The 21,578-nt window shown below is 54.2% G+C and carries 13 protein-coding genes; 1 reads left to right on the forward strand and 12 read right to left on the reverse strand.

Translation table 11 applies throughout. The features are described from left to right. Window positions 1–53 precede the first annotated feature (53 nt). The 12 genes from B1748_RS20940 to B1748_RS20995 form a co-directional block, all read right to left on the reverse strand. Window positions 54–4,631 carry an S-layer homology domain-containing protein gene (locus B1748_RS20940; RefSeq protein ID WP_087569886.1) on the reverse strand — a complete coding sequence of 1,526 codons (4,578 nt, stop codon included), beginning with the start codon at window positions 4,629–4,631 and terminating at the stop codon, window positions 54–56. Window positions 4,632–4,635: 4 nt separating this feature from the next. Further along, window positions 4,636–5,640, reverse strand: coding sequence for a zinc-dependent alcohol dehydrogenase (locus tag B1748_RS20945; RefSeq protein WP_087569887.1), 1,005 nt, complete (start codon window positions 5,638–5,640; stop codon window positions 4,636–4,638). Between the two features lie 41 nt (window positions 5,641–5,681). Beyond that, window positions 5,682–7,943: a helix-turn-helix domain-containing protein gene (locus tag B1748_RS20950; RefSeq protein ID WP_087569888.1), complete on the reverse strand. Its 2,262-nt coding sequence runs from the start codon at window positions 7,941–7,943 to the stop codon at window positions 5,682–5,684. 43 nt (window positions 7,944–7,986) lie between these two features. After that, a complete protein-coding gene (locus tag B1748_RS20955; protein WP_087569889.1) occupies window positions 7,987–8,850 on the reverse strand; it encodes a carbohydrate ABC transporter permease in 864 nt (287 codons plus the stop codon). Then, window positions 8,844–9,770 carry an ABC transporter permease gene (locus B1748_RS20960; protein ID WP_256975807.1) on the reverse strand — a complete coding sequence of 309 codons (927 nt, stop codon included), beginning with the start codon at window positions 9,768–9,770 and terminating at the stop codon, window positions 8,844–8,846. The genes B1748_RS20955 and B1748_RS20960 overlap by 7 nt, the downstream gene beginning before the upstream one ends. A 140-nt stretch (window positions 9,771–9,910) precedes the next feature. After that, on the reverse strand, window positions 9,911–11,542 hold the full coding sequence (locus tag B1748_RS20965; RefSeq protein ID WP_087569891.1) for an extracellular solute-binding protein: 1,632 nt from the start codon (window positions 11,540–11,542) through the stop codon (window positions 9,911–9,913). A gap of 373 nt (window positions 11,543–11,915) precedes the next feature. After that, the gene (locus tag B1748_RS37615; protein WP_373271291.1) at window positions 11,916–13,610 is read right to left on the reverse strand and encodes an alpha/beta hydrolase; all 1,695 of its coding nucleotides are present in this window, start codon (window positions 13,608–13,610) and stop codon (window positions 11,916–11,918) included. A 69-nt stretch (window positions 13,611–13,679) separates the two neighbouring features. Then, entirely contained in the window at window positions 13,680–14,702 is a 1,023-nt protein-coding gene (locus B1748_RS20975) for a FecCD family ABC transporter permease (RefSeq protein WP_087569892.1), read from the reverse strand. Beyond that, entirely contained in the window at window positions 14,695–15,702 is a 1,008-nt protein-coding gene (locus B1748_RS20980) for a FecCD family ABC transporter permease (protein WP_087569893.1), read from the reverse strand. Before B1748_RS20980 ends, B1748_RS20975 begins: the two co-directional genes overlap by 8 nt. Window positions 15,703–15,726: 24 nt before the next feature. Continuing rightward, the gene (locus tag B1748_RS20985) at window positions 15,727–16,749 is read right to left on the reverse strand and encodes an ABC transporter substrate-binding protein (RefSeq protein WP_256975803.1); all 1,023 of its coding nucleotides are present in this window, start codon (window positions 16,747–16,749) and stop codon (window positions 15,727–15,729) included. Window positions 16,750–16,863: 114 nt separating this feature from the next. Next, window positions 16,864–18,513 carry an AraC family transcriptional regulator gene (locus tag B1748_RS20990; RefSeq protein ID WP_087569894.1) on the reverse strand — a complete coding sequence of 550 codons (1,650 nt, stop codon included), beginning with the start codon at window positions 18,511–18,513 and terminating at the stop codon, window positions 16,864–16,866. A 51-nt stretch (window positions 18,514–18,564) separates the two neighbouring features. Then, complete coding sequence (locus B1748_RS20995) at window positions 18,565–19,617, reverse strand: helix-turn-helix transcriptional regulator (RefSeq protein ID WP_087569895.1); 1,053 nt, start codon at window positions 19,615–19,617, stop codon at window positions 18,565–18,567. Between the two features lie 239 nt (window positions 19,618–19,856). On the opposite strand from B1748_RS20995, the gene B1748_RS21000 reads away from it, so the two are divergent. Further along, window positions 19,857–21,578, forward strand: a complete 1,722-nt coding sequence (locus tag B1748_RS21000) for an ABC transporter ATP-binding protein (RefSeq protein ID WP_087569896.1) — start codon at window positions 19,857–19,859, stop codon at window positions 21,576–21,578.

Genomic DNA, 21,578 nt, shown 5'->3' on the forward strand with positions numbered 1-21,578 from the left:
GATTTCAATCAAGCGTCACGTGAAGAGAGAATACTATTGGCCCAACAATTAAGTCATAAGTTTTCCAATAAATTCAAAATAGCTTGAATCGCTTCGGCACGGCTTGTATGCGCTTTGGGATCGAACACCCCATTGCCTTTCCCTTGCATCAAACCAATCGCCAACACTTGATTAATGTCATCTTGAGCCCATGTTGCGATGCGGTCGGCATCGATAAATCGATCAAGCGCTCCGCTTGCGTCGGACGTTTGGCCTGTCAATCGCACAAAGGCTCTGAACAACATGACTGCCATCTGCTCACGGCTGATTTCACTCTGCGGATCAAAGCGGTTCTCGTCCAAGCCTAGAACCAGTCCTGCTTCGAATGCGGCGGCCAGTTCCGGCGCATACCAAGCACTGTCCGGCACATCCTTGTACGGTATGTCTTTCCCGCTTAGCTGCAGTCCCAATGCCCGAACCAACAGTGCGGTAAATTCGGCGCGAGTCGTCTCTCGATCGGGACGGAAGGTGCCGTCCTTATATCCTTTGGCAATTCCCAGCCCCACCGCTTGTTTAACGGCTGCCGCAGCCCAATGTCCCGCTAAATCCGTAAAGCTTACCGTTCCCCCTTCGGATTCCGAATTGTCTTCCGGCTCGCCTTGCTCTTCCGGTTCGGAAGGCTCGTCCGGCGTCGCAGGGATATACGGCCCCGACGGATTGCCCGAATCCGGGATCACTCGGCGAATGACAAGCGTATACTTGAGATTCTCTCCGTTTTCCGCCGTAACGACCAGTTCGTATTTATTGTCGCCAGCGAGCAGATTTGCCGTTATCCCCCCTTCGACAGGCTGCCCGTTTATACTTGCACTCGCAGCCTCATCTTCAGTTGCGGCAACAATCTCGATATGCGTCGATTCGGTGGAGACCGAATAGTCGAGCTTATCCGGCGCGAACGCCGGAGATAGGGCAAGCTCGCTGCCCTGTACGAGCACCCGTAAGCTTTGAAGTCTGGCATTGTCGGATCTCAGATCCGGCCCTGGTCCCGTCGTTGCCGATCGCGTCAGCGCCTGGCTTGCGTTGCCCGCCTCGTCCATCGCAATCACCTGGAAGTTATAGGCTGTTTCCTCCTCCAGCCCCGTTACCGTGTATGCCGTAACCGATCCTTTCACGGTTCCTTTCAAGACTTCATCGGCATAGATCCGATATTGCACAACCTCATAATTGTCCTCGGCGTCCGGCCAACTCAGCTTCACTCGGGTATCCCGAATATCTGTTGCCTCAAGCACGCTGTCGATCGGCCATGTCGGGCTTTGCGCATCAGCTTCCCTGGTCGTGAAGGAGAACGAATACGGCGCCTCCAACGGGTTGCCTTGCCCATCACGCACAGCCGCAGCGGGAATAGCCAGCGAATATTCGCTTCCGGCATTCAGAGCTGCCGCAGGTTCAATGCGTAAGCGGCTGCCGTCGATCGAGATGTTCGCCGCAACGGAAGCCTCACCGCTCGTCAGTACAATATTATTCCATGCCGCTCCGGCCTCAACTGGCTTGTTCAACTGCACAACAATTGCTTGATGCCGCGGAGCCGCGGTATCCTCATCTTGCGGCGACGTCTTCACCACATACGGAGGAGCTTGCACATCATCATATTTAAACAAATTCGTTATATTGGAATAATAAAGACTGCCGCTCCGATCCTCGCCGATATGGTAAACGTCCGATGCCAGAAGTTTTTGTTCCAGCGTATGCGGGTCCACGGTGTACACTTGATTCAGGACATTCAACAGCAACAAGCCCGACGAGCCGATTTCGATTTTGTTGGCATGCCATGACGGCGAATCGCCCGTGCACCAGTTGCAAGCTACAATCTCTTTCGTCAGCAGCACCTCTCTTGTATCGGGATCGAATTTGAACAGCTTGTTCAGCGTTACGCCCCACAAATATCCCTCGTGGTCGAAGGATATGGCGGAAATGACTCTTTCCCCGGCAATCGGCGTCTCCGCCCATACCAGCTCATCCGACGCCATATCGTAAATAAAGAGCTTCGCATCCGGCTCGCTCGCTTCGATGCCGAGGCCGCCCCATACCGTTGTCGAGCCGTACAGCAGCCCGTCCTTGTATTGGAGCGAAGTGATGCTTTGATTGTGAATCAGATTTTTGTGGACCGTATGCTCTCCCGTCAGAGGATCGTAGAGCGTGAGCGCCCCTTCAAGCATACCGTAGTTAGCAACTGTACCGACGGCAACACGGTCGCCTGCTTCCGCCAGCGCAAAGGGGCGATCCTGGCCGTCGTCCTTCAAAGTGAACAGCAGCCTCGGGTTGACCCCGTAATTATAGGGCTCAGAAGGATCAAACTCGAATATATTTGCGCCCGGATATACGCCAATATAGATATTGCCGAACGCATTGGTCATTCCTTCGATTTGATTGATCGTGCCTCGCGGGAATTGATGACTCTCATCGGCAACCGGGTCGTAATAGCTCATGCCGCCCGTTTGATAACCGCCGGTGTAGATGCGACCGTCAGGCCCTGTATGCACGATGTTAATGCGCGACGGAGAGCCTTGAATTTGGCCGTATACGACCCCGCTGTCGCCCGTAGTCGGATTGTAGATGAAAATGCGCCCCGCCACGTCGATCGTCACGAGACTTTCGCCGGGATACGCGATATCGTTCAGCTCCAGCCAGCCGAAGCTTCGAGGACCGAACGTATGCGAAGCCGTTGTCGCCGTCAATGTGCCTTGATCGTCCTCATGATCGTAATCATAGGCATACAGCTTGCCGTCCGACTTGAATAGATAGATTGTCCCGTCATCCGACGCCATCGACACATCGATCCCGCGAATAGTTGGAATCACATCCGTCCATTGCTCCGATCTTAAGCTGTAAACAAGCAGAACATCATAATTCGTCAGTCTGGCCAGCAGAAGATCATTGGTCGCCACGATATCGTAAACCATGCTTTCGCCATGATATTCCGGGGGAAGCACGATTTCCCGCTTGTCGCCCGTATTTTTGTCCACTTCGAAAATTTGCGACTTGATCGATCCGGTGCCCGCGTATATTTTATCGTTCAGAACGGCAATCGAACGGGTATACTCAATACTGTCGCCCATGCGTCCATAATCGCGGACAGTGTTCGTGGCCGGGTCGTAACGAAACACTTTGCCGTTCGGATAAGTGCCGCCATAGATATAACCGTCCTCGTCCGCCGTCAATCGCCATAAAAAGTTCTCGGACGCGATCGGTCTGCCCAGATTGATAAGCGTCGTGCTTCCAGGAACCCAGCGATAGAAGGAACTGCTGGAATAGGTGCCGATGTAGACGCTGCCGTCCGGAGCAGGCGTCAGCCCCCAGGAACCTCCCGTCCCTGGTATTTCAATCGAGGTCACGGTCTCTCCCGTCAAGGCGTTCATCACCACAAAATAAGCCGGCGACGTGCTGTTGATCGTATAGATCCAGGGTTCGCCGTTTGGCCCGGCGCCGTATGCCGCCGCATTGATTCCTACATTATTGACTTGAGATCCCAGATCCGTTATCGTCGGCAGCTGCACTTTACGCAGACTGAGCTTGTCATAGTAGGCATCGGTCACCGCTGCCGAGGACGAGTCAAGACGAATCGTTACATACGCGGTATGTTCGGGGGCCGTTCCGGTTGTAGAATACTGGCTCCAAGTATTATTGTTGGCCGGATTGCTCGTAACCCAGGTTTGCGTCAACAAATTGTACCCGCTGTCAAAAAAACGAAGGTATATTTGTATTCGGTCTCCCGTGTTATAGACCATGGCCGACGTTTCCAGCGATTCACCCGAAGACATGGGAATAAAACTAGATTCCATTGCCAGCCAAACGCTGTTGTTGCTATCTGTCAATCTTAGGCTTTTAATGCCTGCATAGCTGCGATCGCTCGTCACCGTATATTGATTGGACGGTTCCGTCGCATTCAGCTTTCTCCAGCCGGGTATCGTCCCATCAGGCAGCAAGGCCGCTTCAAAGCCTGGGTTCGTCAGCAGATTATCTGGATCGAGATCGGGATCAGGATCAGGAGGGGCTGCTTTGTTCAACTCAATATCGTCAAAATAAGCATCGGTAATCGATCCCCCTCCAGAGTCGAGGCGAATTGTTACATATGCAGCACCGGCGGGCACAACACCTGTGGCTGTATACGCTTTCCAATCGGGACCCGCCGGATCGCTCGTCAGAACAACCGACGAACCGACCTGGCTATAGCCGCTGTCCCAAAAACGCATAAAAATTTGAACCCGGTTCACCCCTGCGCTTAACACCTGCGCCGACAACTCCAGCTCGTCGCCTTCAGTAACCGCTGTATAGTCGGTTTCCAAAGAAGCCCATAACGAAGCGCTGCTGTCAATCATTCGAAAGCTGTACGTTTCCGAGTACTTCTTTTCATTCGTAATAATAAATTGATTCGTGGGCTGCGCAGCATTGCCTTTCCTCCATCCGGGAATTGTCCCATCAGGTGCGACCGCTTCTTCGAAACCCGGATTGGTCAGCAATTGAATGGGGGGCGCCGCATTTGCTTCCGGCGCTGCAACGGACAAACATGCCAAAATTAAACTTGCGCAAAGCAAATATAGGAATGATTTCTTATACCGAATGCCCAACATATATTCCTGCCTCCTTCTTCTATTCATTAATTCAATCTCCGTGCCTGAACAAAGTACCGATCGCTCCTACGGCGTCGGAATAATTTCCGTATGCCCGTTCGCAATCGTCAAGCGCGTACTCATGCGTAATCATGGCTTGGACCGATATGCGCCGCTCAGCCAGCAGACGAATATATTCCGACGTATTCCGGCCTTCGGTCCAACGCACATATCCGACGGGATAATCGACATTGTCCCGCTCGTACCGTTCGTCGTAACGTCCCGGCCCTCCAGCACGCGATATGAGCACCTGCGCTTCCTTGGCGAACATCAAACCCCGGTTGAACTCCGTGTACAAGTCTCCTACCACCACAATTTTCCCGCGATCGCGCAGCCAACTCAGCGAGGCGTCAATCAACCCCGAGCCCGATCCGCCGGCACACAGCAATACGGCATCGGCGCCGACGCCGCCTCCCGTCGCTTCCTCAAGCTCGCCCACCAGCTTTTCGCGGTTATCATATACCTGGGATAACCCGTATTTTCGCAGCATATCTGCCCGTCCGGCATCCACATCCAGGGCGATCGTCCTGTACGCTGCGGCATGAGCAATCTGAGCAATCAAATTGCCGAGGATGCCAAGTCCGACAACAATGACCGATTCGCCAAAAGCCAACCGCGCGGTTCGCAGCGCATGGATCGCTATCGCTCCCAATCCTGCATACGCGGCTTCCCGGGCATCCACATGCTCCGGCACCACCGCCGCCAGATTGGCCGGTACCGACAGCCATTGCGCATGACATGTATACGGGGCGCCGTAACAGGCGACCCGCTGTCCTTCGCGAAAGCCATGTGCGCCTTCTCCCACTTGCTCTACAATTCCGACCGCGCTGTATCCCAATATGCGCGGATCGTCCAAGCTGCCGCGAATCATCCCAAGCTCGGTGCCCGGACTAATCGCGGAATATTCGGTCCGCACGCCCACATGTCCCGGCAGCAGCTTTGGCTTCTCGATGTCGACGACGGCAACGCCGCTCCGTAGCGCAGCTATCGCTTTCAAATTCCGCCCCCTCCTTTGTGCCGCCCGATATACGGGCGCTGTTATTCGTTAGACAGTTTTCTGTATTCGCTTGGCGAGGTGCCATAATATTTTTTAAAGGTCGTCGTAAAAGTCGACGAGTTCAGATAGCCGATTCTCTCCCCGATTTCGGCAATCGACAGCTGCGAATCCTTGAGCAGCTCTCTCGCATGGGTCAGTCTGATTTTGTTGAGATATTCGACATAATTGACGCCGAACGTTTTCTTGAAGTAGTTCGAAAAATATTTCGGAGTCGTCCCCGCCACCGCGGCAATTTCATCCAGATATAAATTCCGCATATAATGCAATTCAATATATTGGGCAATAAAGGACGGGTTCAGCTTGCGTCCGTTCTCCTCTTGCTTGGCATGCCCCGCCAATTGTCTCGCGGCATCGAGCAGCGCGTTCTCCATTTCGGCATAGTCAGGCGCTTGCTCCAGCCGTTGCATAAAGTGCCGCTCCAGTTCGTACAGCTCCTGACCGGTCCTCGCCGAACCTTCCGTGTGCCCGACCATGTAGAAGAACATGCTGTTCGCCAGATGGATCATTTGATGATAATGAATGCGCCGCTCGGCATTTTCCCTGATCGTCTCCCGAATCAATTGCGTCGCTTCCTGCAGCTTGCCGATCATCAAATAATGGGATAGCTTCTCCATCTTCTCGATCGGGTAATAAGCCAACCGTTTGTACTGGATTTCCGCCACATCCATCACCGAACTGCCATCGTTGACGGCACGGTACAGACTTCCGCCTTGCACGGACAAATAGGCCCGGCGGCAGTTCGACACATTGGAGGTATAGAGAGCGCTAACGCAAGCCCACAATGAAAATCCGGAAAACTCCTCCTTCTGCAGCCGGGTCAAGGATGTTCTCAGTTGTTTGATCAGACCGCTGCGCTCCTGCAGCCGTTCGACGCCAAGCATAACGATAAATTGCAGTTGTCCGGCGTGAAACGCGTTGGCTGCCAAACCGTCCCGGCCGAGACCCTGCTCCATCCGTCGCTCCATGTCCTCTATCGTCCAATTCTCCGCCGATTCGTTTGCAAGCCGGCCAACCTGCACAAGCGCCATGATGAAGTGCTTGTGGCGGTAGAAATCGGCATAGTAGGTCTGCATTCGGATATCTTGCTCGGTTTCGTGCGGCAATCCGTCCAGCGTCTGAAGGAACGTTGATCTTCGCAGCTCCTCATCGGCATACGCCTTTTGCCTCCGATTGTCTTCATTCTCCGATTGCAGCCTGACAATACCGCTTAATATTTTGCGGAAATCGTTGCCCTTGCTGTTGCCTCCGCCCAATTGCTTTAAAATTCTTTTGACGGGATTGTTCAAATAGACACTGAGCAGCAAAGACAGAATGATAGCGCATACACCTGCGGTCAACATAATTTTTAAATTGGCTCCAGCAACGGCATCCACATTGGCGAACTGGTAGGGCAACCGCTCCATGTAGATAAAGTCGTTATAGTCCGACTTCAGAATCCGGTATTCGTAATCCTGGCGTTTGACCGTCACTTCGCCGGCATTGCCGAAATAAGCGTCGCTCAGCGCATCCACCAAATTCCAGTTGTCGTCGGTGCTCATCAGCATGTCGCGATTCTGGTCCAGAATCATCATGGAGCCGCCGGAAAAAATCGGACCCTGGTTGACATGTTTGAGCAATGCTTCCAGATCGATCAACACCAGAACATTTTTACCGGATGAACGCAGCTTGTTGCCTCCGGTAACAACCAGCAGCTTTTTATTTTTGTGCTGATTCGAGTTCTCGCCGGTATTGACAGTAAACGGCGATGCCGGAAAAACCTTGTACGTTTTTTTGCTCCGCATATAATTTCGCCAGTAATCGGCGTTGTAGGTCTCATGCAAATATTTTTTATCGAAGAAATAGTCGAAGCGGTTCGTGCCCTTGGTGGTAATGACAATATCCGAATCGTCATAGAACACGGCCACCTCTTCGATAAAGTCGTAAGGAGCCGACAAATTGGCGATATGCTCGATCATCGTGTAGGCAATGGACATATCCGTGCTGTCATCGATCATCGAGCGCAGGCTGTCCGTTCCGGGCATTATGTGGATGGTGTGGATCAAGTTGTTGACCACCCTGAAGCTGTTGTCGAAGGCCTGCACCGTCGATTGCATCATCATTGAGTTTTTGTCGGATACTTCTTCGTAGATGCCCGATATCGAATTGCGGTACACCATATAAGTCGAGACGAACATAAGGACGATAACCAACATCAAAGCCAAAAATATTTGCATAAGCCCTAGGCTGGTCATTCTACGTCTCATTGCGCACGCCCCTATCGATACGATGTCCCATTATTTTAACACATTAACCTTTCTCCGAGCCGAGCATCACTCCTTTTGCGAAATACTTTTGAGCGAACGGATACACGATTAATACCGGGATCATCGCGAGTACAATCGTCGCATTTTTCATCGCCTGGGGCGCCAGAGCCGCTTTGTCCACCAGACCGGCAGTCGAACCCTCGTTAAAAATAAGCATGCCTCGCAGCACAACCTGCAACGGATACAACGCCTGATCGTTTAAATAAATCATGGGCAAGAAAAAGCTGTTCCAGTGCCCCATAAAGTAAAACAGGCCGATTGACGCCATCGCCGGCTTTGACAACGGAATGACGATATTGAACAGAATGCGGAACTCCGAGGCTCCGTCGATCAACGCCGCCTCGCGGATCTGGGAAGACATATTCTCATAGAACGTCTTTAGAATAATCAACTCGAAGGTCCAGATCGCATTCGGCAGCACGAGCGCCCAGACCGAATCGATCAGCCCAAGCTGCTGCACGATCAGGTAATTCGGGATGATGCCCGGGCTCAGGAACATGGTGAGCACAATCATCAACATCCAGAATTTCCGGAACACCAGATCCCGGTTCGCAAGCGGGTAAGCGGCAATCGCTGTCATGAGCAAATTGACGAATGTCCCGAAAGCGGTATAAAATATCGTGTTTAAATAGGCTCGCGGAATTTTATCGTCCTTAAGCACTTCCGCATACGCCTCGAAATTAAGACCTATGGGCAGCAGCCATACTTGCCCTTGCGACACGCTGGCCGTATCGCTTAGCGATACCGCGGCAATGTACAAAACGGGGTACAGGGTCGCAATAGCTACGCCAACCAGCATAATCGCATTGATAACGCCAAAAAACGTAAACCTAGCCTGGCCTACCATAATCCGCTCCCTCCCAGCCGCTTGCTGATATAATTGGCTCCCAGCAGCATAACCATGGCAACCAGCGCTTCGAACAGACCTACCGCCGCCGCATAACTGTAATTGGACTCCAGCAATCCTTTGCGATATACGAAAGTGGAAAATACATCCGCCACCTCGTAAGTCATCGGATTGTAGAGCAGCAATACCTTCTCGTAACCGATACGAATCATCGATCCCGTCTTCAGGATAAACATGATAATGACCGTCGGCAGAATGCCGGGAAGCGTTACATTCCATATGCTGCGGAACCTGCCGGCGCCGTCCACTCTCGCCGCCTCATACAAGGTTGGATTAATTCCCGCTACGGCAGCCAGATAGATAATGGCGTCGTAGCCGGTGTTGGTCCATATTTCCGATGTAATATACACAGGCCTGAACCAACTTGGATCGACCAGGAAGTAATGGCTTTCCAGGCCGAACGATGACAACAGCCGATTGACGATGCCGTTTGTCGGCGACAGAAAGTCAATGATCATGCTGCTGATAATAACAACCGAAAGAAAGGCAGGCAGATAACTGAATGTCTGTATCGATTTTTTGAACCGGGCGACTCGCACTTCGTTGAGCAGCAACGCAAGAAGGATCGGGAACGGGAATGACGCAATCAGATTAAAAAAACCAAGCGTTAACGTATTTCTGAACAGAAGAAAGAAGTCGTCGCTGCCAAAAAGTTTAGAGAAATGCTTCAGCCCCACCCACGGACTGTCAAAAATGCCGGTAAACACGCTGTAATCCATAAAGGCTATGGCCAATCCGGAAAGCGGTCCGTAACGAAATATCAAATAGAAAACGAGACATGGAATTAATAGAATCAGCAGTTGCCGGTCCCGCTTTATCCGCTTGCGGAGATCGGACCAATAGGACCGAAATACACGCATGCCGCCTTTCCGCAAAGCCGTCGTATTTGATCCCGCCATACATGATCACTCCTATCGATGTTGAGCGGCGATCGGACACCTAAGCATCCGATCACCGTACCGTGCTGTTCGCGGCCTTGCATTCGCCGCTGCCCGACAAATCATTTGGAGCTGTCGAACCGTTCTTGAGCTGCATTATAGATGCCGATATATTCCGTCACGCCAATCTTGGCCGCATTCTGCACCCAGGCTTCCCATTCGCTGTTGCCGTAGGCCTTGTTCAGAACATACTTGGAATTAAATTCGGCAGCCGCCTTTTCGAGCGAAGTCTGTATTTCCGCAAGTCTTGCGTTTTCTTGATCCGTAAAATTAAGAACGGGATCAAGCGGCTCGAACTTGTTGTCCGACAGCATCATATCCTGGGCTTCCTGCTCTTTCTCCGTGAAATTGTAATAGACGCTTCGTCTGTCGGGAGCCAGGTACATGCCTTCCATCCACATGCCGTAACGATCGTTCAACACATTGATATCCACCGTCGGCAAATCGGAGAGCTCTGGATACGTAGCTTTGCCGCTCTCATCCCATGTAAAGTTGACTCCCTCCGCGCCTATGGTGACCAATTCCGCGCCGGACGGGCTGCTCAAATAATCCAGAAGCTTGAGCGCCGCTTCCTTATTGGCGTTATTGGCCACCGTTATGCCCCACGAGGCGTCGATTTTCGGCAAGGTGCGAATGTTTCCGGTTGGCCCGATCGGGTTGGCATAACGCAGATCAAAGTCCGGATTGACGTCTTTGATCTGGTTATAGAACAAGTCGAGCCGTCCAATCCAATCCCAAGTTACGAACGATTTATCCGTTGTCATCTTCGCCGTCCACGAGTCGGGGGTATCCGTCAGAAACTCGGGGTCGATCAATCCTTCATTGTACAGTTTTTTAATAAAATCAAGCAGTTCCTTGTGCTCCGGTTGAATCGAAGCAAACTTCCAGACCTTCGCCGCTTCGTCAAAGTAGGCAGGATAGCTGTCTCCCGCTATCCCCCATCCGTAAGCCAGATCCTTAAAGATCAGCTCCTTCGTTTTGGATGCGAACGGATAGGAATCCGGGTACGCGGCTTTCATCGCCTTCAATACCTCATAGAATCCGTCCGTATCCTTCCACATTTCAAGACCTAATTCTTTCAAAATATCCATTCGCGCCATCAGCCCGTGGTTGACGTCCCGATTCATATTGTAGATCGGCCAAGCATACATCTTGCCGTTCTCGTCTCCGTAGGATTTGATCACCCAAGGGTTCTCCTCTACGTACATCCGGTTGAAGTTGGGGAGAATGTCGAGATAATCGTTAATGGCAACAACGGCTTTCTGCCCGCCAATCTGCTTTAACTCTGCAGGCTTCAATCCGTGGAAAATATCCGGCAGCTTGCCCGAAGCTACGGTTACTCTCAACTTGTCCTGATACGTAGAGTTGGAGAATGCCTGAAAATTAACTTTAATGCCTGTTCTTTTTTCGATTTCCTGAGCGACCAGCTTGCCGTTAGGATCCGACTCTCCACTGAGCATCCAAGTAATGGTTGTTGGTTTATCCACCAATGGAAGCGTCAATCCGCCGGTATCGCCGTACGTATTCGGCTGCTCCGCGCCAGCGCCGGAATCGGATGGCGCTGCGGACGGCGATTGCGTAACAGTTGCGCTGCCGTTGTTTTTATTCCCCGCGCCGTTGTTGTTCCCTGCGCATGCAGCCAGCGCGGATAACAGAAATACGCAAGCGAGAATGGCACTTAACCTTCTTTTCATTTCTTGTCCTCCCCATTTTCATCTATTTGATATTGGACGACCGTTTGGCGACCGGTACCGGGTCCCTTCGGTCAACCACATTCTATATTGGGCTTTCTTCTACCGTAAACAAAGCGTTTTCATTCGTCGACAGTTTAACCCCGCCGAGTTGTTAAATTCATGCTAAAACCCTGTAGCATCAAGGTTTTAAGGGCTGTAGAAAATGCTAAAGCGGTAGAAATTCGTAATAAAGTCCGGACTATATTAGTGTAAGATACTCTCACAATAATACAATCCGGACTTCTCTAAGTCTCACGTAGCGAATCTGCTTAATCGATTCATCCGATTGATGCCATTGATTATCGGAATAGTGATACCTACAAAAAGCCCAGGTTCATATGAACCTGAGCATCTCGCTTATAAGCGGATGGATGACCGACACATGGCCCTCCTCCTCGAACTTGCGGAACGAGAGTCGCAGTCGCCCCTCTCCCGCAAGCGGCAGCAGCCGCTGGTATAACCTCTCCGCATCCTCCGCCATCCCCGCCTTCTCCCTGCCGCCGACGCCGATCAAGAGCGCTGCGGCGACCTCGCCGGATAACAACCTTCGTTCGAGCTCCGGCAACCGTTCCAGCAACGAGTGATTTTTCCACCAGATAGATGGACTGCCCGCGATATAGGTTTGGAAGCTGTTCGGCTTCTCTGCAAGCGTCCGCAGTACGTAATACCCGCCAAGAGAGTGGCCAAACAGCGTTTGCCTCGTGCGGTCGACTGGGTACAACGCTTCGATCGCCGGCTTCAGTTCCTCTTCGATAAAATCGGAAAATACCGCCGCGCCGCCGGTAAGCGGCCAATCGGAGCCATCCGGTCGCGTCGGCAGCTCAGACGGCTCAGCCGGATCGGTGTAGTCCAGGAACCGATCCTCGGACACGATCGGTCCTTCGGCGTCATAGCCGATGCCGACCACGAGGGGCGGGCTGATTCCCTGCGGTCCGCGCATCTGCAGCCGCACCGCTTCCGCGATGGAAGCGAACGACGCGTTCGCGTCCAGCGTGTATAGCACCGGGAACCCCTCCGACGGGGGATCAGCTGCTGGTACCGAGATGAAAATACGGTACTTCCTCCCATTACGGCGCGATTGAATCTCTCGCTGCTCGGTGCGCGGAACGACATAGCCGCCTGCCTGGCGGGATACGAACGGCGCTAACGTCGCGATTGCTCCAGCAGCGGATTGTCCCGCCGAAAGTCTCGTTTCCGTGTTCGCGCAAGCTCCGATTAAGCTTTTCTCACCTATTTGCTCAAACTCGCTCGACTCCACGGCCCCAGCCGCCTCCTCCGGCGGACCGAACAGCCACTGCAGCGCCCGCGGCAGATTGCCCGCCATGCAGAGCGCGTCATGCGTGCCACCCTCCTCCAACCGGAAGAGCAGACGGTCGTCGGGGAACCCCTTCTCCTGCCATAGCTTGCGTGCCTCCAACGTCGCTTCCACCATATGGCGCTGAATATTCGTCTTGTAAATGCCCTCCGCGTCCCCGACCGACATATAGATTCGCAAGTCGCCGCGAGGCGCGTCGTTGTTCCGCAGGTGCGGCATAACGCCTTCGTACCAGAAGGACGCCGACAGCAGACCGAGCAGGCCAAATGTATCCGGTCGCCACAAACCGCCGAACAGCGAAACCAGGCTGCCGAAGGATCCCCCGATCAACGCCGTATGCTCCCGCTCCGGTTTCGTCCGGAACAAATCGTCGACAAATGGCTTCACGCTGTCCGCGAGCTCGTCCAGATAGGCGCGCGCTCCGCCGCCGAAAGCAGGGTACGTCGACAGCAGAGGCGATGCCGGCCACGGCGTATATTCATCGTTGCGGTTCGGCGTATGTACGCCGACATAAAGCACCTCTTGCAGCTTTCCTTGCCTAGTCAAATGCTGCAGCTGATTTGCGACGAGCTGGAACAGATCGCCCCCATCTTGCACGTAAGCGACCGGATATCGCCGCTCGCGTCCCGCGTCCGTCTCATAGGACGGAGGTAGAAGGATGGTAAGCCGGCGTCCGTTCGCCTCCATATTCCTAAACCAATTCAATGTATGCACACTCCCGTTTTCGCCCGCCTGCCGCTCGGACGGGGTAAATGAGTACCGTGGCCATTCGCTTGCTCGCCTTCATCGTCTTGCCCGGATGAGCAAAAACACAAAATAGGGAACGCCGATAATCGATATCACGATGCCGACCGCGAGTTCCGCCGGAGCGAACACCGTCTTGCCGATGAAATCGCCGACGACGACCATCGCCGTCCCGATCAGTCCGCTGAGCGGCAACGTTGCGCTATGGCGCTCTCCTACAAGCCTTCGAGCCAAATGCGGAGCGATCAGCCCTACGAAGCCGATGCTTCCCGACACGGCAACGGAGGCGCTGACGAGCGCGATGCTGCAAGCGAGCAACATATTTTTCTCCCTCTCCACGTTCACTCCGAGTCCTCCAGCCGTCGGTTCGCCTAGTTGAAATAGGTCCAGCACCCGCGACCGTCTCCACAACAAGATCGGCATCGCGAGCAGCCACGGCAGCATCGTGACGACGAACTTCCAGTTGGCGCTATAGATACTCCCTGCGAGCCACACCGCGGCCATCTCGAAGTCGTTCGGATTCATCTTAAGCGAAACATATATCGTAACTGCCCCGAATCCCGAAGCAATCGCTATTCCCACCAAAATAAGGCGTTGCGGATCCAGGCTGCCATTATGCCTCGCGAACAGGTAGATCAAAGAGGTTGCGAGCAAACCTCCCACGAGACCGAACATCGGCTTGAGCATGACGCCCAGCCAGCCGGATGCCGCTATCGCTCCTTGAGTCAGAAACATGAAGAGAACGACCGTCATTCCCGCTCCGGCGTTAATGCCAAGAATGCCGGGATCGGCAAGCCCGTTCCGCGTGACGCCTTGAATAACGTTTCCCGCCATGCCGAGCGCGGCACCGACCAGCATGGCCAACACGATCCGGGGCAGACGGAACTCGAACACGACAAGGTCATGTTCACGGACGGGGTCAATGCGCAGCAGCGTCTTGGCCACATCGAGCACGGACATGTCGAACATGCCGTTTGTTACGCTTAAATAAATCGCCGCAAGAATAACAAACGTCGTCCCGCCGAACGCCGCCCCCGTCCGAACGGACGCGCCTTTACGCATGTTTGCCCCCTCCTCTCGTCTTGATCAGGTAGAGAAAGAAAGGAACGCCAAACAGCGCTGTCACGACGCCGATCGGCGTCTCGAATGGCGCGTTCAGGAAACGCGAGATCAGATCGCACAGCCCGAGGAACAGGGCGCCCATCGCGGCGGATAACGGGATGATGCGCCGATAATCGACTCCGACGAGGAATCGCGCCAAATGCGGGACGATCAGGCCGATGAAGGCGATTTTGCCCGCAAGCGCAACGGCAGCTCCGGTGAGCACCACGACGGCGAGAATGACGAGCCCTCTCGTCAGCGCCGTTCGTTGTCCAAGACCGGAGGCTATATCCTCGCCGAGCGACAACACCGTCACAGACTTCGCCAGACAAAGCGCCAGCAGAAGCCCGGCCGCCACGAACGGAATCACGATCTTTAGCAGTTCGGGGTCTATTTGATGGAGCCTGGCGTTGTACCAGAAGCTGACGCTCTGCGAATACTGAAAGTAACTCGCGGCAGCAGCCGATACGCCGCTCAGGAAGGTGCCGACGATCGTGCCGAGAATGGCTAGTTTGACCGGCGACAGGCCACCCGGAATAAGCCAGGCCAAGCCGAACACCAGCCCCGCACCGAGCGCAGAGCCGATCACCGAGACGATAATGAGCCCCGTCGAACCCGAATAGGGCAGAAAAATCATCGCGAACGTCACCAGCAGCACCGAGCCGTCGGAGACGCCCATGATCGATGGCGAAGCGAGGTAGTTGCGCGTCATTCCCTGCATAAGCGCCCCGGACACGGCAAGCGCCGCGCCGATGACCAGCGCCCCGACCGCGCGGGGAAGCCGGGCATGGCGGATGATCTGGTGATCGACATTATCCGGGTCGAAGTGGGCGACGGCCTGCCATACCGTAAGAGCCGTAATATTCTTGGAGCCGTACAGAATGGACAAAATGATCAATAGCAGGGCTGCTGCCGGCGCCATCACGAGGATGACTGCCGGCAGTACGTTGTTGTGTCGCATATTCACACGCCTTATCGGATTCGGTTATGGAGCAAGCTTGGCTACGGCCGCCTTCAGGAATTCGATCTTGCTATAAGCCGTGCCGCCTTGCGCGAGCGGATCGACGATGTTGATGAACACGTTGCCGCTCTTGAACGCTGCCGTCGTCTTGGCGATTGGATTGTTCTGCAAATCTTCCAGAGCTTTAGGCGCGTCCGCGTTCTCCGTCGGCTCGAACTGCAGGAACAGAAAGTCTGGATTGATCGCGGCAAGCTGCTCGGTCGTGATCTCTTCCTGCGCTTTCGCCGCGGCGACCGCATCCGGAGCCGTCAGTCCCAGCTCCTCGTATAGGATCGGGTTAAAATATACGTTCGTAGGGTAGATGAACATTTTGCCGCCTTGGCGAATACGAACGACCGCGACCTTCTGGTCCTTTAGCTTGTCGCCAAGCTGCGACTTCGCCGCTTCGAGATCGGCCTTGTATTTCGCTACTTCTTCTTCCGCCTGCGCTTCCTTGCCGCTCAGTTGGCCCAGCAGCTTCAGATTTGCTTCCCAGTTCGTCGAGATATGCGAATACAGAATCGTAGGCGCGATTGTCGCCAGCTTCTCCGTTACTTCGGCAGGGAACTTCGTGGAGCCCAAGATGACATCCGGCTTCAGAGACAGGATTTGCTCGAAGTTCGGCTCCGTCTTCTCTCCCACCGATACCGCGTTCGTCGTAATCGACTGGAACATCGCCGGGAATTCGCCGCCGAACGAAATCGCGCCAACCGGCTTCACGTCGAGCACGATGGAGTCTTCCATTGCTTCTACGGCGCCCGTGATTACGATTCGTTCCACGTTCGCCGGAATTTCATATTCCTGGTCCAAATATTTAATGACCTGCGTGCCTGTATCCGCTTCCTCCGTAGGCTGCGCCGTCGCTTCTCCGCCGCTCTCGGCCGTCGCCGTTACCGTCGGGCTCCCCGCCGGTTCGTTGCCTCCGTTATTTCCTCCCCCGCAAGCCGTTATCGCAAGCGACAACGCAAGCAGCAGCATAAGACCCGCCATACCATTTTTCAACCTCATTGCCAGCACCTCTCCTGTTTCTCTAATTGATATTGATTATCATTAGCGATTATAGGATATGGATGCTGTTTCGACCATGGATTATATCCAGATCGAACATGGAAATAATCCAGATTACTCAACTATCATAGCAAACGCCATCTCCAGACACCGCTCGATTGCAATCGGCGAATATTCCCGCCATGGATCGGAGGGCAGCAGTCTGAGCCGGTTGTCCCTCACTACGGGGAGCGCCTGCCAATCCGACGATTCGCGCAGCGTTCTCCACCGTTCAAGCGTCTCGGATTCCTTGCGGATCAGCATGAACGCCCAATCGGCGTCCAGCCTGCCGAGCTCCTCCAGCGTAATCGGACGACCGTGATCCGAAGGCATATACGGATGCAGCGATATGAAGCCCAAGCCTTTTACCATCACATCGTGAAACGTCGAGCTGCAATCCAGGTACATCCGGTCTTTGACCAGGCGGATTTGCAGAACGTTGCGCCCTGCTCCTTGCGTTCCGGCGCGAACGAGGCTGCAGCGCTCCTCCGCCTTTCGCTCGTAGTCGAGAATCCACTGCCGTGCCTCGGCCTCGGCGTCCAGCCTGGCGGCTAACGCAAGCAAAACGGACTCCCAGCCCGTCTCCTCGGAAGGCAGCAAGAACACAGGCGCAATCTTCGCAAGCCGCTGCCGCTCCCAGTCCTCCGTTTCGTTGGCGCATACGATCAGCTCCGGCTTTGTGAAGGCGAGCTGCTCGATATTGGCCATGCGGCGATGATTCTGGCGGAAGGCGTCCAGATGAACCGGAATATCCGCCCCGTAACGCTCGATGTACAGCTTCGTCCACTTCGGATGCAACGGGGCCGCATACGGAATAATGCCGAGAGCCAGCATATAGCCGATGATCGAGGAGGAGCCGTATACGACGATTCTCTTGCTGCGAGACTTCATATAAGCCGTGGGTGACATGCCGGCGAACTTCTTGAACTTGCGGCTGAAGTAAAACTCGTCGGCAAAGCCGACCTGATGAGCCACCTCCTTCATTCGCAGCCCGGAATGGAGCATCAGTTTTTTCGCGCGGTTCATTCGAATGTTCGTCAAGGTGTCGATCGCGCTGACGCCGTACGTCTTTTTGAACGCATCCACATAATATTTCGGACTCAGCTTCGCAATGGAAGCCAGACGCTCAATTGATAAGTCTTCATGGAACCGTTCCTCCATGAAAGCCCTCGACCTCTCTAGAGCGGACTCGGTCGACGCCTTGCTGCCAACCCTCTCCGCCGACAGCAGCGAATAGATCAGCTCGTTCATATCAAGCTCCGCCCGCCATCTCTTAAGACCGTCTTCGCTTCGCCAATTCTCATAAATGGAGCGGCATAAGTGGGCGAGCCTCCCTTTCACGGGAACGTTCAGCTCATCCTTGCCTTCGAACAACATTTCGATCAGATGCGCAGCCGGCAGAGCCGCGAGGGGCAGTTGCTCCTTACCGGGTTCGATTGTCGCCTCGAAGTGCAAAATGGCCGCTGCCAGCTCGCCGCCCCGATCCGACAGCAGGCCGAATGTGCTGTCCGGACGCACCGGGTAAGCGCGGTCTCGTACCAATCTCAGCGATCCGGCATCCAGTTCCAGCTCGCCCTCGCCGCGAATCGGCACGATGAGCGCGGGAAGCAGCGTTAATTGCCGCTCCATCCTTTCTCCTTCCGCCCCGGCAAACAGTTCAACATCGATCAACCGCACCCGAAGCCGCTCCAGCGGCACGCCCCCGTTCCTTGCTGTTTTCAACATCGCTGCTCCCTCCCCTATGTCGTATGGTCATGACTTGTTCTCCCAGTCCGATCATAGATCAAATGATTTGCGGTATTGGCTCGGCGTAATATGATGTATCTTGCGGAATACGGCGGAGAAGCGTCCGGCGCATTCGTACCCGCAGGCTCTCGCGATATCCCGGATGCTCATCTCATCCTTGGCCAGCATCCGCATCGCTTGCTGCATCTTGCCCTCGCGGACATAAGCGGCGATCGTCACGCCGTAAACCAGCTTGAACGAACGCCGCAGCTTGCTCTCGCTCATCGCCGCAAGCGCAGCCAGACGAGATAAGTCGGGCGGCTCCAACATGTTTCGGTCGATTGCATCTTTAACCTTGAAGATGCGCTGCTTATTGTCCCATGTCACATGGTCGGCGCGCCTCTTGTCGATCAGCTCCGGTTGTTCCTGATTGCGCTTGATCAGCATCAGAATTTCCCCGCATTTAAAATAGTAATAAGGCAGCGGCGTTACAGCCTTCCGTATCGACCATTTCAGCTCATCCATCGCGAGCAGCACATCCGGCGTATTGATCTGAGGCTCCGTCCATAGCCGGGCTTCGCCTGGTTTAAAAGCGGTCTCCGGGCCGCCGCCCGCAAGCAGTCTGCCGTGGATATATTCTTCGAACACGATCATCGCGTCGAAGCATATAAGTTCCTCATCAGAATAATGGATCGTAATCGGTGTTCCCGGGCTCGCAACGACCTGATTCATCGGCTTCAGCTCCCGGTCGCTCCTGCCTTGTCCGGATATCGTTATTCGTCCTTTGCTGACGCTGAACAACCACATGCAAGGTTTATCCGTATCGAACGTATATGAAAGTTTTGATGCCACCTTGAACCATGCGCTGACGCAAAACAAACCCGGCTCCGGGCTCATCTGGATGACCCAGCCTTCTCCCCGGCTCTTCGGCATGTCGTAACACCAGCCGTTTCCAAAGCGGCGCCTTTGCATCCCGAATTGCCGGGCCATTGATTCAAGACCGTCGACAAACATCCCTTTTTCGTCTTGAATAAAGCTTGTCCTTCTCGCCTTCGAACTTCCCGCGTCTATCCTCGCATTCGCTTTTCCGATTGACTTCCCCATACCTTCTGCCTCCACACAATGTGCCAAAGTGATATAGTTCTATGCTGATTTTAACTGATTTTGATTATCATTAACAGCTATACATCTAATAAAATGCGGATGTTCCGGGCTTTCGCTTCTCTTTTCCACTTGTCCAGGAGCCTTTCGTCAGCGATTGACTTCCTCGATGACAACAACCTAATATAGCTTTGAATCATTTATTTTTTTGAACTACCTTTAGAAGGAAGGAAGATAAGCGCGTGCAGACTTTACGTCGTTTTTTCTCGTATTACAAGCCCTACAAGTGGCTTTTCACCCTTGCTTTCGGCAGCGCCATCATGGCCGCTCTGCTGGATCTGACATTCCCGATGGCTATCAATATCATCATCGACGACTTGCTTCCCAAGGGCAACTGGATGTCGATTCTGTGGGCCGGACTTATTTTGCTCGGGATCTATTTACTGAGCTCCGTATTTCATTTTGTCGTCACCTATCATGGACACAAGCTCGGCATCAATATCGAGACGGACATGCGCCGCAATCTGTTCAAGCGGGTGCAGAAGCTGTCGTTCCGTTTCTTCGACAACAACAAAACCGGACATCTCGTCTCCCGCATGACCAACGATGTCATGGATATGGGCGAAGTCGCCCACCATGCTCCCGAGGATCTGTTCATCGCCGTCATGACGCTGCTCGGCGCTCTGGGCATCATGCTCGGCATCAACTGGCAGCTGGCTCTCCTAACGTTTGTCATCGTGCCGCTTATGATCTGGGTATCGCTGCATTTCTCCCGCAAGATGAACGCGGCCTTCAAAAAAATGTTCAGCGACATCGCCGACTATAACGCGCGAGTCGAAAATAACGTCAGCGGCATGCGGGTCGTGCAGGCTTTCGCCAACGAGCCGTTCGAGATCGAGAAGTTCAGCCAGAACAACAATCAGTTCCGCTTGACCAAATTGATCACGTACAAGGTTATGGCCTGGCATTCCTCTATCAGCTTCGTCATGCTGAAGTTCGTTTCCCTGTTCGTCATCGTCTGCGGAGCCTGGTTCGTCATTGAAGGAAAAATGAGCAATGGCGACTTCATGGCGTTCATCCTGCTCTCCAACGTCTTCCTGGGACCGATCCGCACGATCAATTCCCTGATCGAGACGATACCCAAGGGGCTCGCGGGCTTCCGCCGCTACGAGGAATTGATTCATACCGAGCCCGACGTAAAGGAGAAGCCCAATGCACGCAGCATCGGCCAACTCCGCGGCGATATCGTGTATCGGAACGTAAGCTTCGGTTATGAGTCGGACAAGTCGATCGTCAGCAATCTGAGCATGGACATTCGCGCCGGCGAAACCATCGCGCTGGTCGGGCCGTCGGGCGGCGGCAAATCCACGCTTTGCAGTCTGCTGCCCCGCTTTTACGACATTGCGGGAGGACAAATTATGATCGATGGCCTGGACATTCGCGATATGCCGCTGCGCAGCCTGCGCGAGCAGATCGGCATTGTGCAGCAGGATGTATTCCTGTTCGACGGAACGATCCGCGAAAATATCGAGTATGGCCGGCTCGGCGCAAGCGAGCAGGAGATCCGGCAGGCTGCGGAGCGCGCCCAACTCGCGGAGATGATTGACTCCATGCCGGAAGGACTCGATACGCTGATCGGCGAACGCGGCGTCAAGCTGTCCGGCGGACAGAAGCAGCGGCTGTCCATTGCCCGCATCTTCCTGAAAAATCCGCCGATCCTGATCCTGGACGAAGCAACGTCGGCGCTTGATACGGAGACGGAAGCTTCCATCCAGCAAGCTCTGGCCGAGCTGTCCAAGGGACGCACCACGCTGGTCATTGCCCACAGGCTGGGCACCGTCCGCAACGCTGACCGCATCTTCGTCGTGGCCGAGCAAGGCATCGCCGAGAGCGGCACGCATGACGAGCTGATGGAACGCGGCGGCATCTACCGCCGGCTGCATCAGCAGGGGCTGACGGGCTGA

Origin of the sequence: Paenibacillus sp. MY03 (assembly GCF_002165585.1) — a bacterium.
GTDB lineage: Bacteria > Bacillota > Bacilli > Paenibacillales > Paenibacillaceae > Pristimantibacillus > Pristimantibacillus agaridevorans.

Coding starts and splice junctions, on each gene's coding strand:
- B1748_RS20940 (WP_087569886.1), bottom strand. CDS start 4,631: ATGAATAGAAGAAGGAGGCAGGAATATATGTTGGGCATTCGGTATAAG.
- B1748_RS20950 (WP_087569888.1), bottom strand. CDS start 7,943: ATGAGACGTAGAATGACCAGCCTAGGGCTTATGCAAATATTTTTGGCT.
- B1748_RS20955 (WP_087569889.1), bottom strand. CDS start 8,850: ATGGTAGGCCAGGCTAGGTTTACGTTTTTTGGCGTTATCAATGCGATT.
- B1748_RS20960 (WP_256975807.1), bottom strand. CDS start 9,770: ATGCGTGTATTTCGGTCCTATTGGTCCGATCTCCGCAAGCGGATAAAG.
- B1748_RS20965 (WP_087569891.1), bottom strand. CDS start 11,542: ATGAAAAGAAGGTTAAGTGCCATTCTCGCTTGCGTATTTCTGTTATCC.
- B1748_RS20975 (WP_087569892.1), bottom strand. CDS start 14,702: ATGCGTAAAGGCGCGTCCGTTCGGACGGGGGCGGCGTTCGGCGGGACG.
- B1748_RS20980 (WP_087569893.1), bottom strand. CDS start 15,702: ATGCGACACAACAACGTACTGCCGGCAGTCATCCTCGTGATGGCGCCG.
- B1748_RS20985 (WP_256975803.1), bottom strand. CDS start 16,749: ATGAGGTTGAAAAATGGTATGGCGGGTCTTATGCTGCTGCTTGCGTTG.
- B1748_RS20990 (WP_087569894.1), bottom strand. CDS start 18,513: ATGTTGAAAACAGCAAGGAACGGGGGCGTGCCGCTGGAGCGGCTTCGG.
- B1748_RS20995 (WP_087569895.1), bottom strand. CDS start 19,617: ATGGGGAAGTCAATCGGAAAAGCGAATGCGAGGATAGACGCGGGAAGT.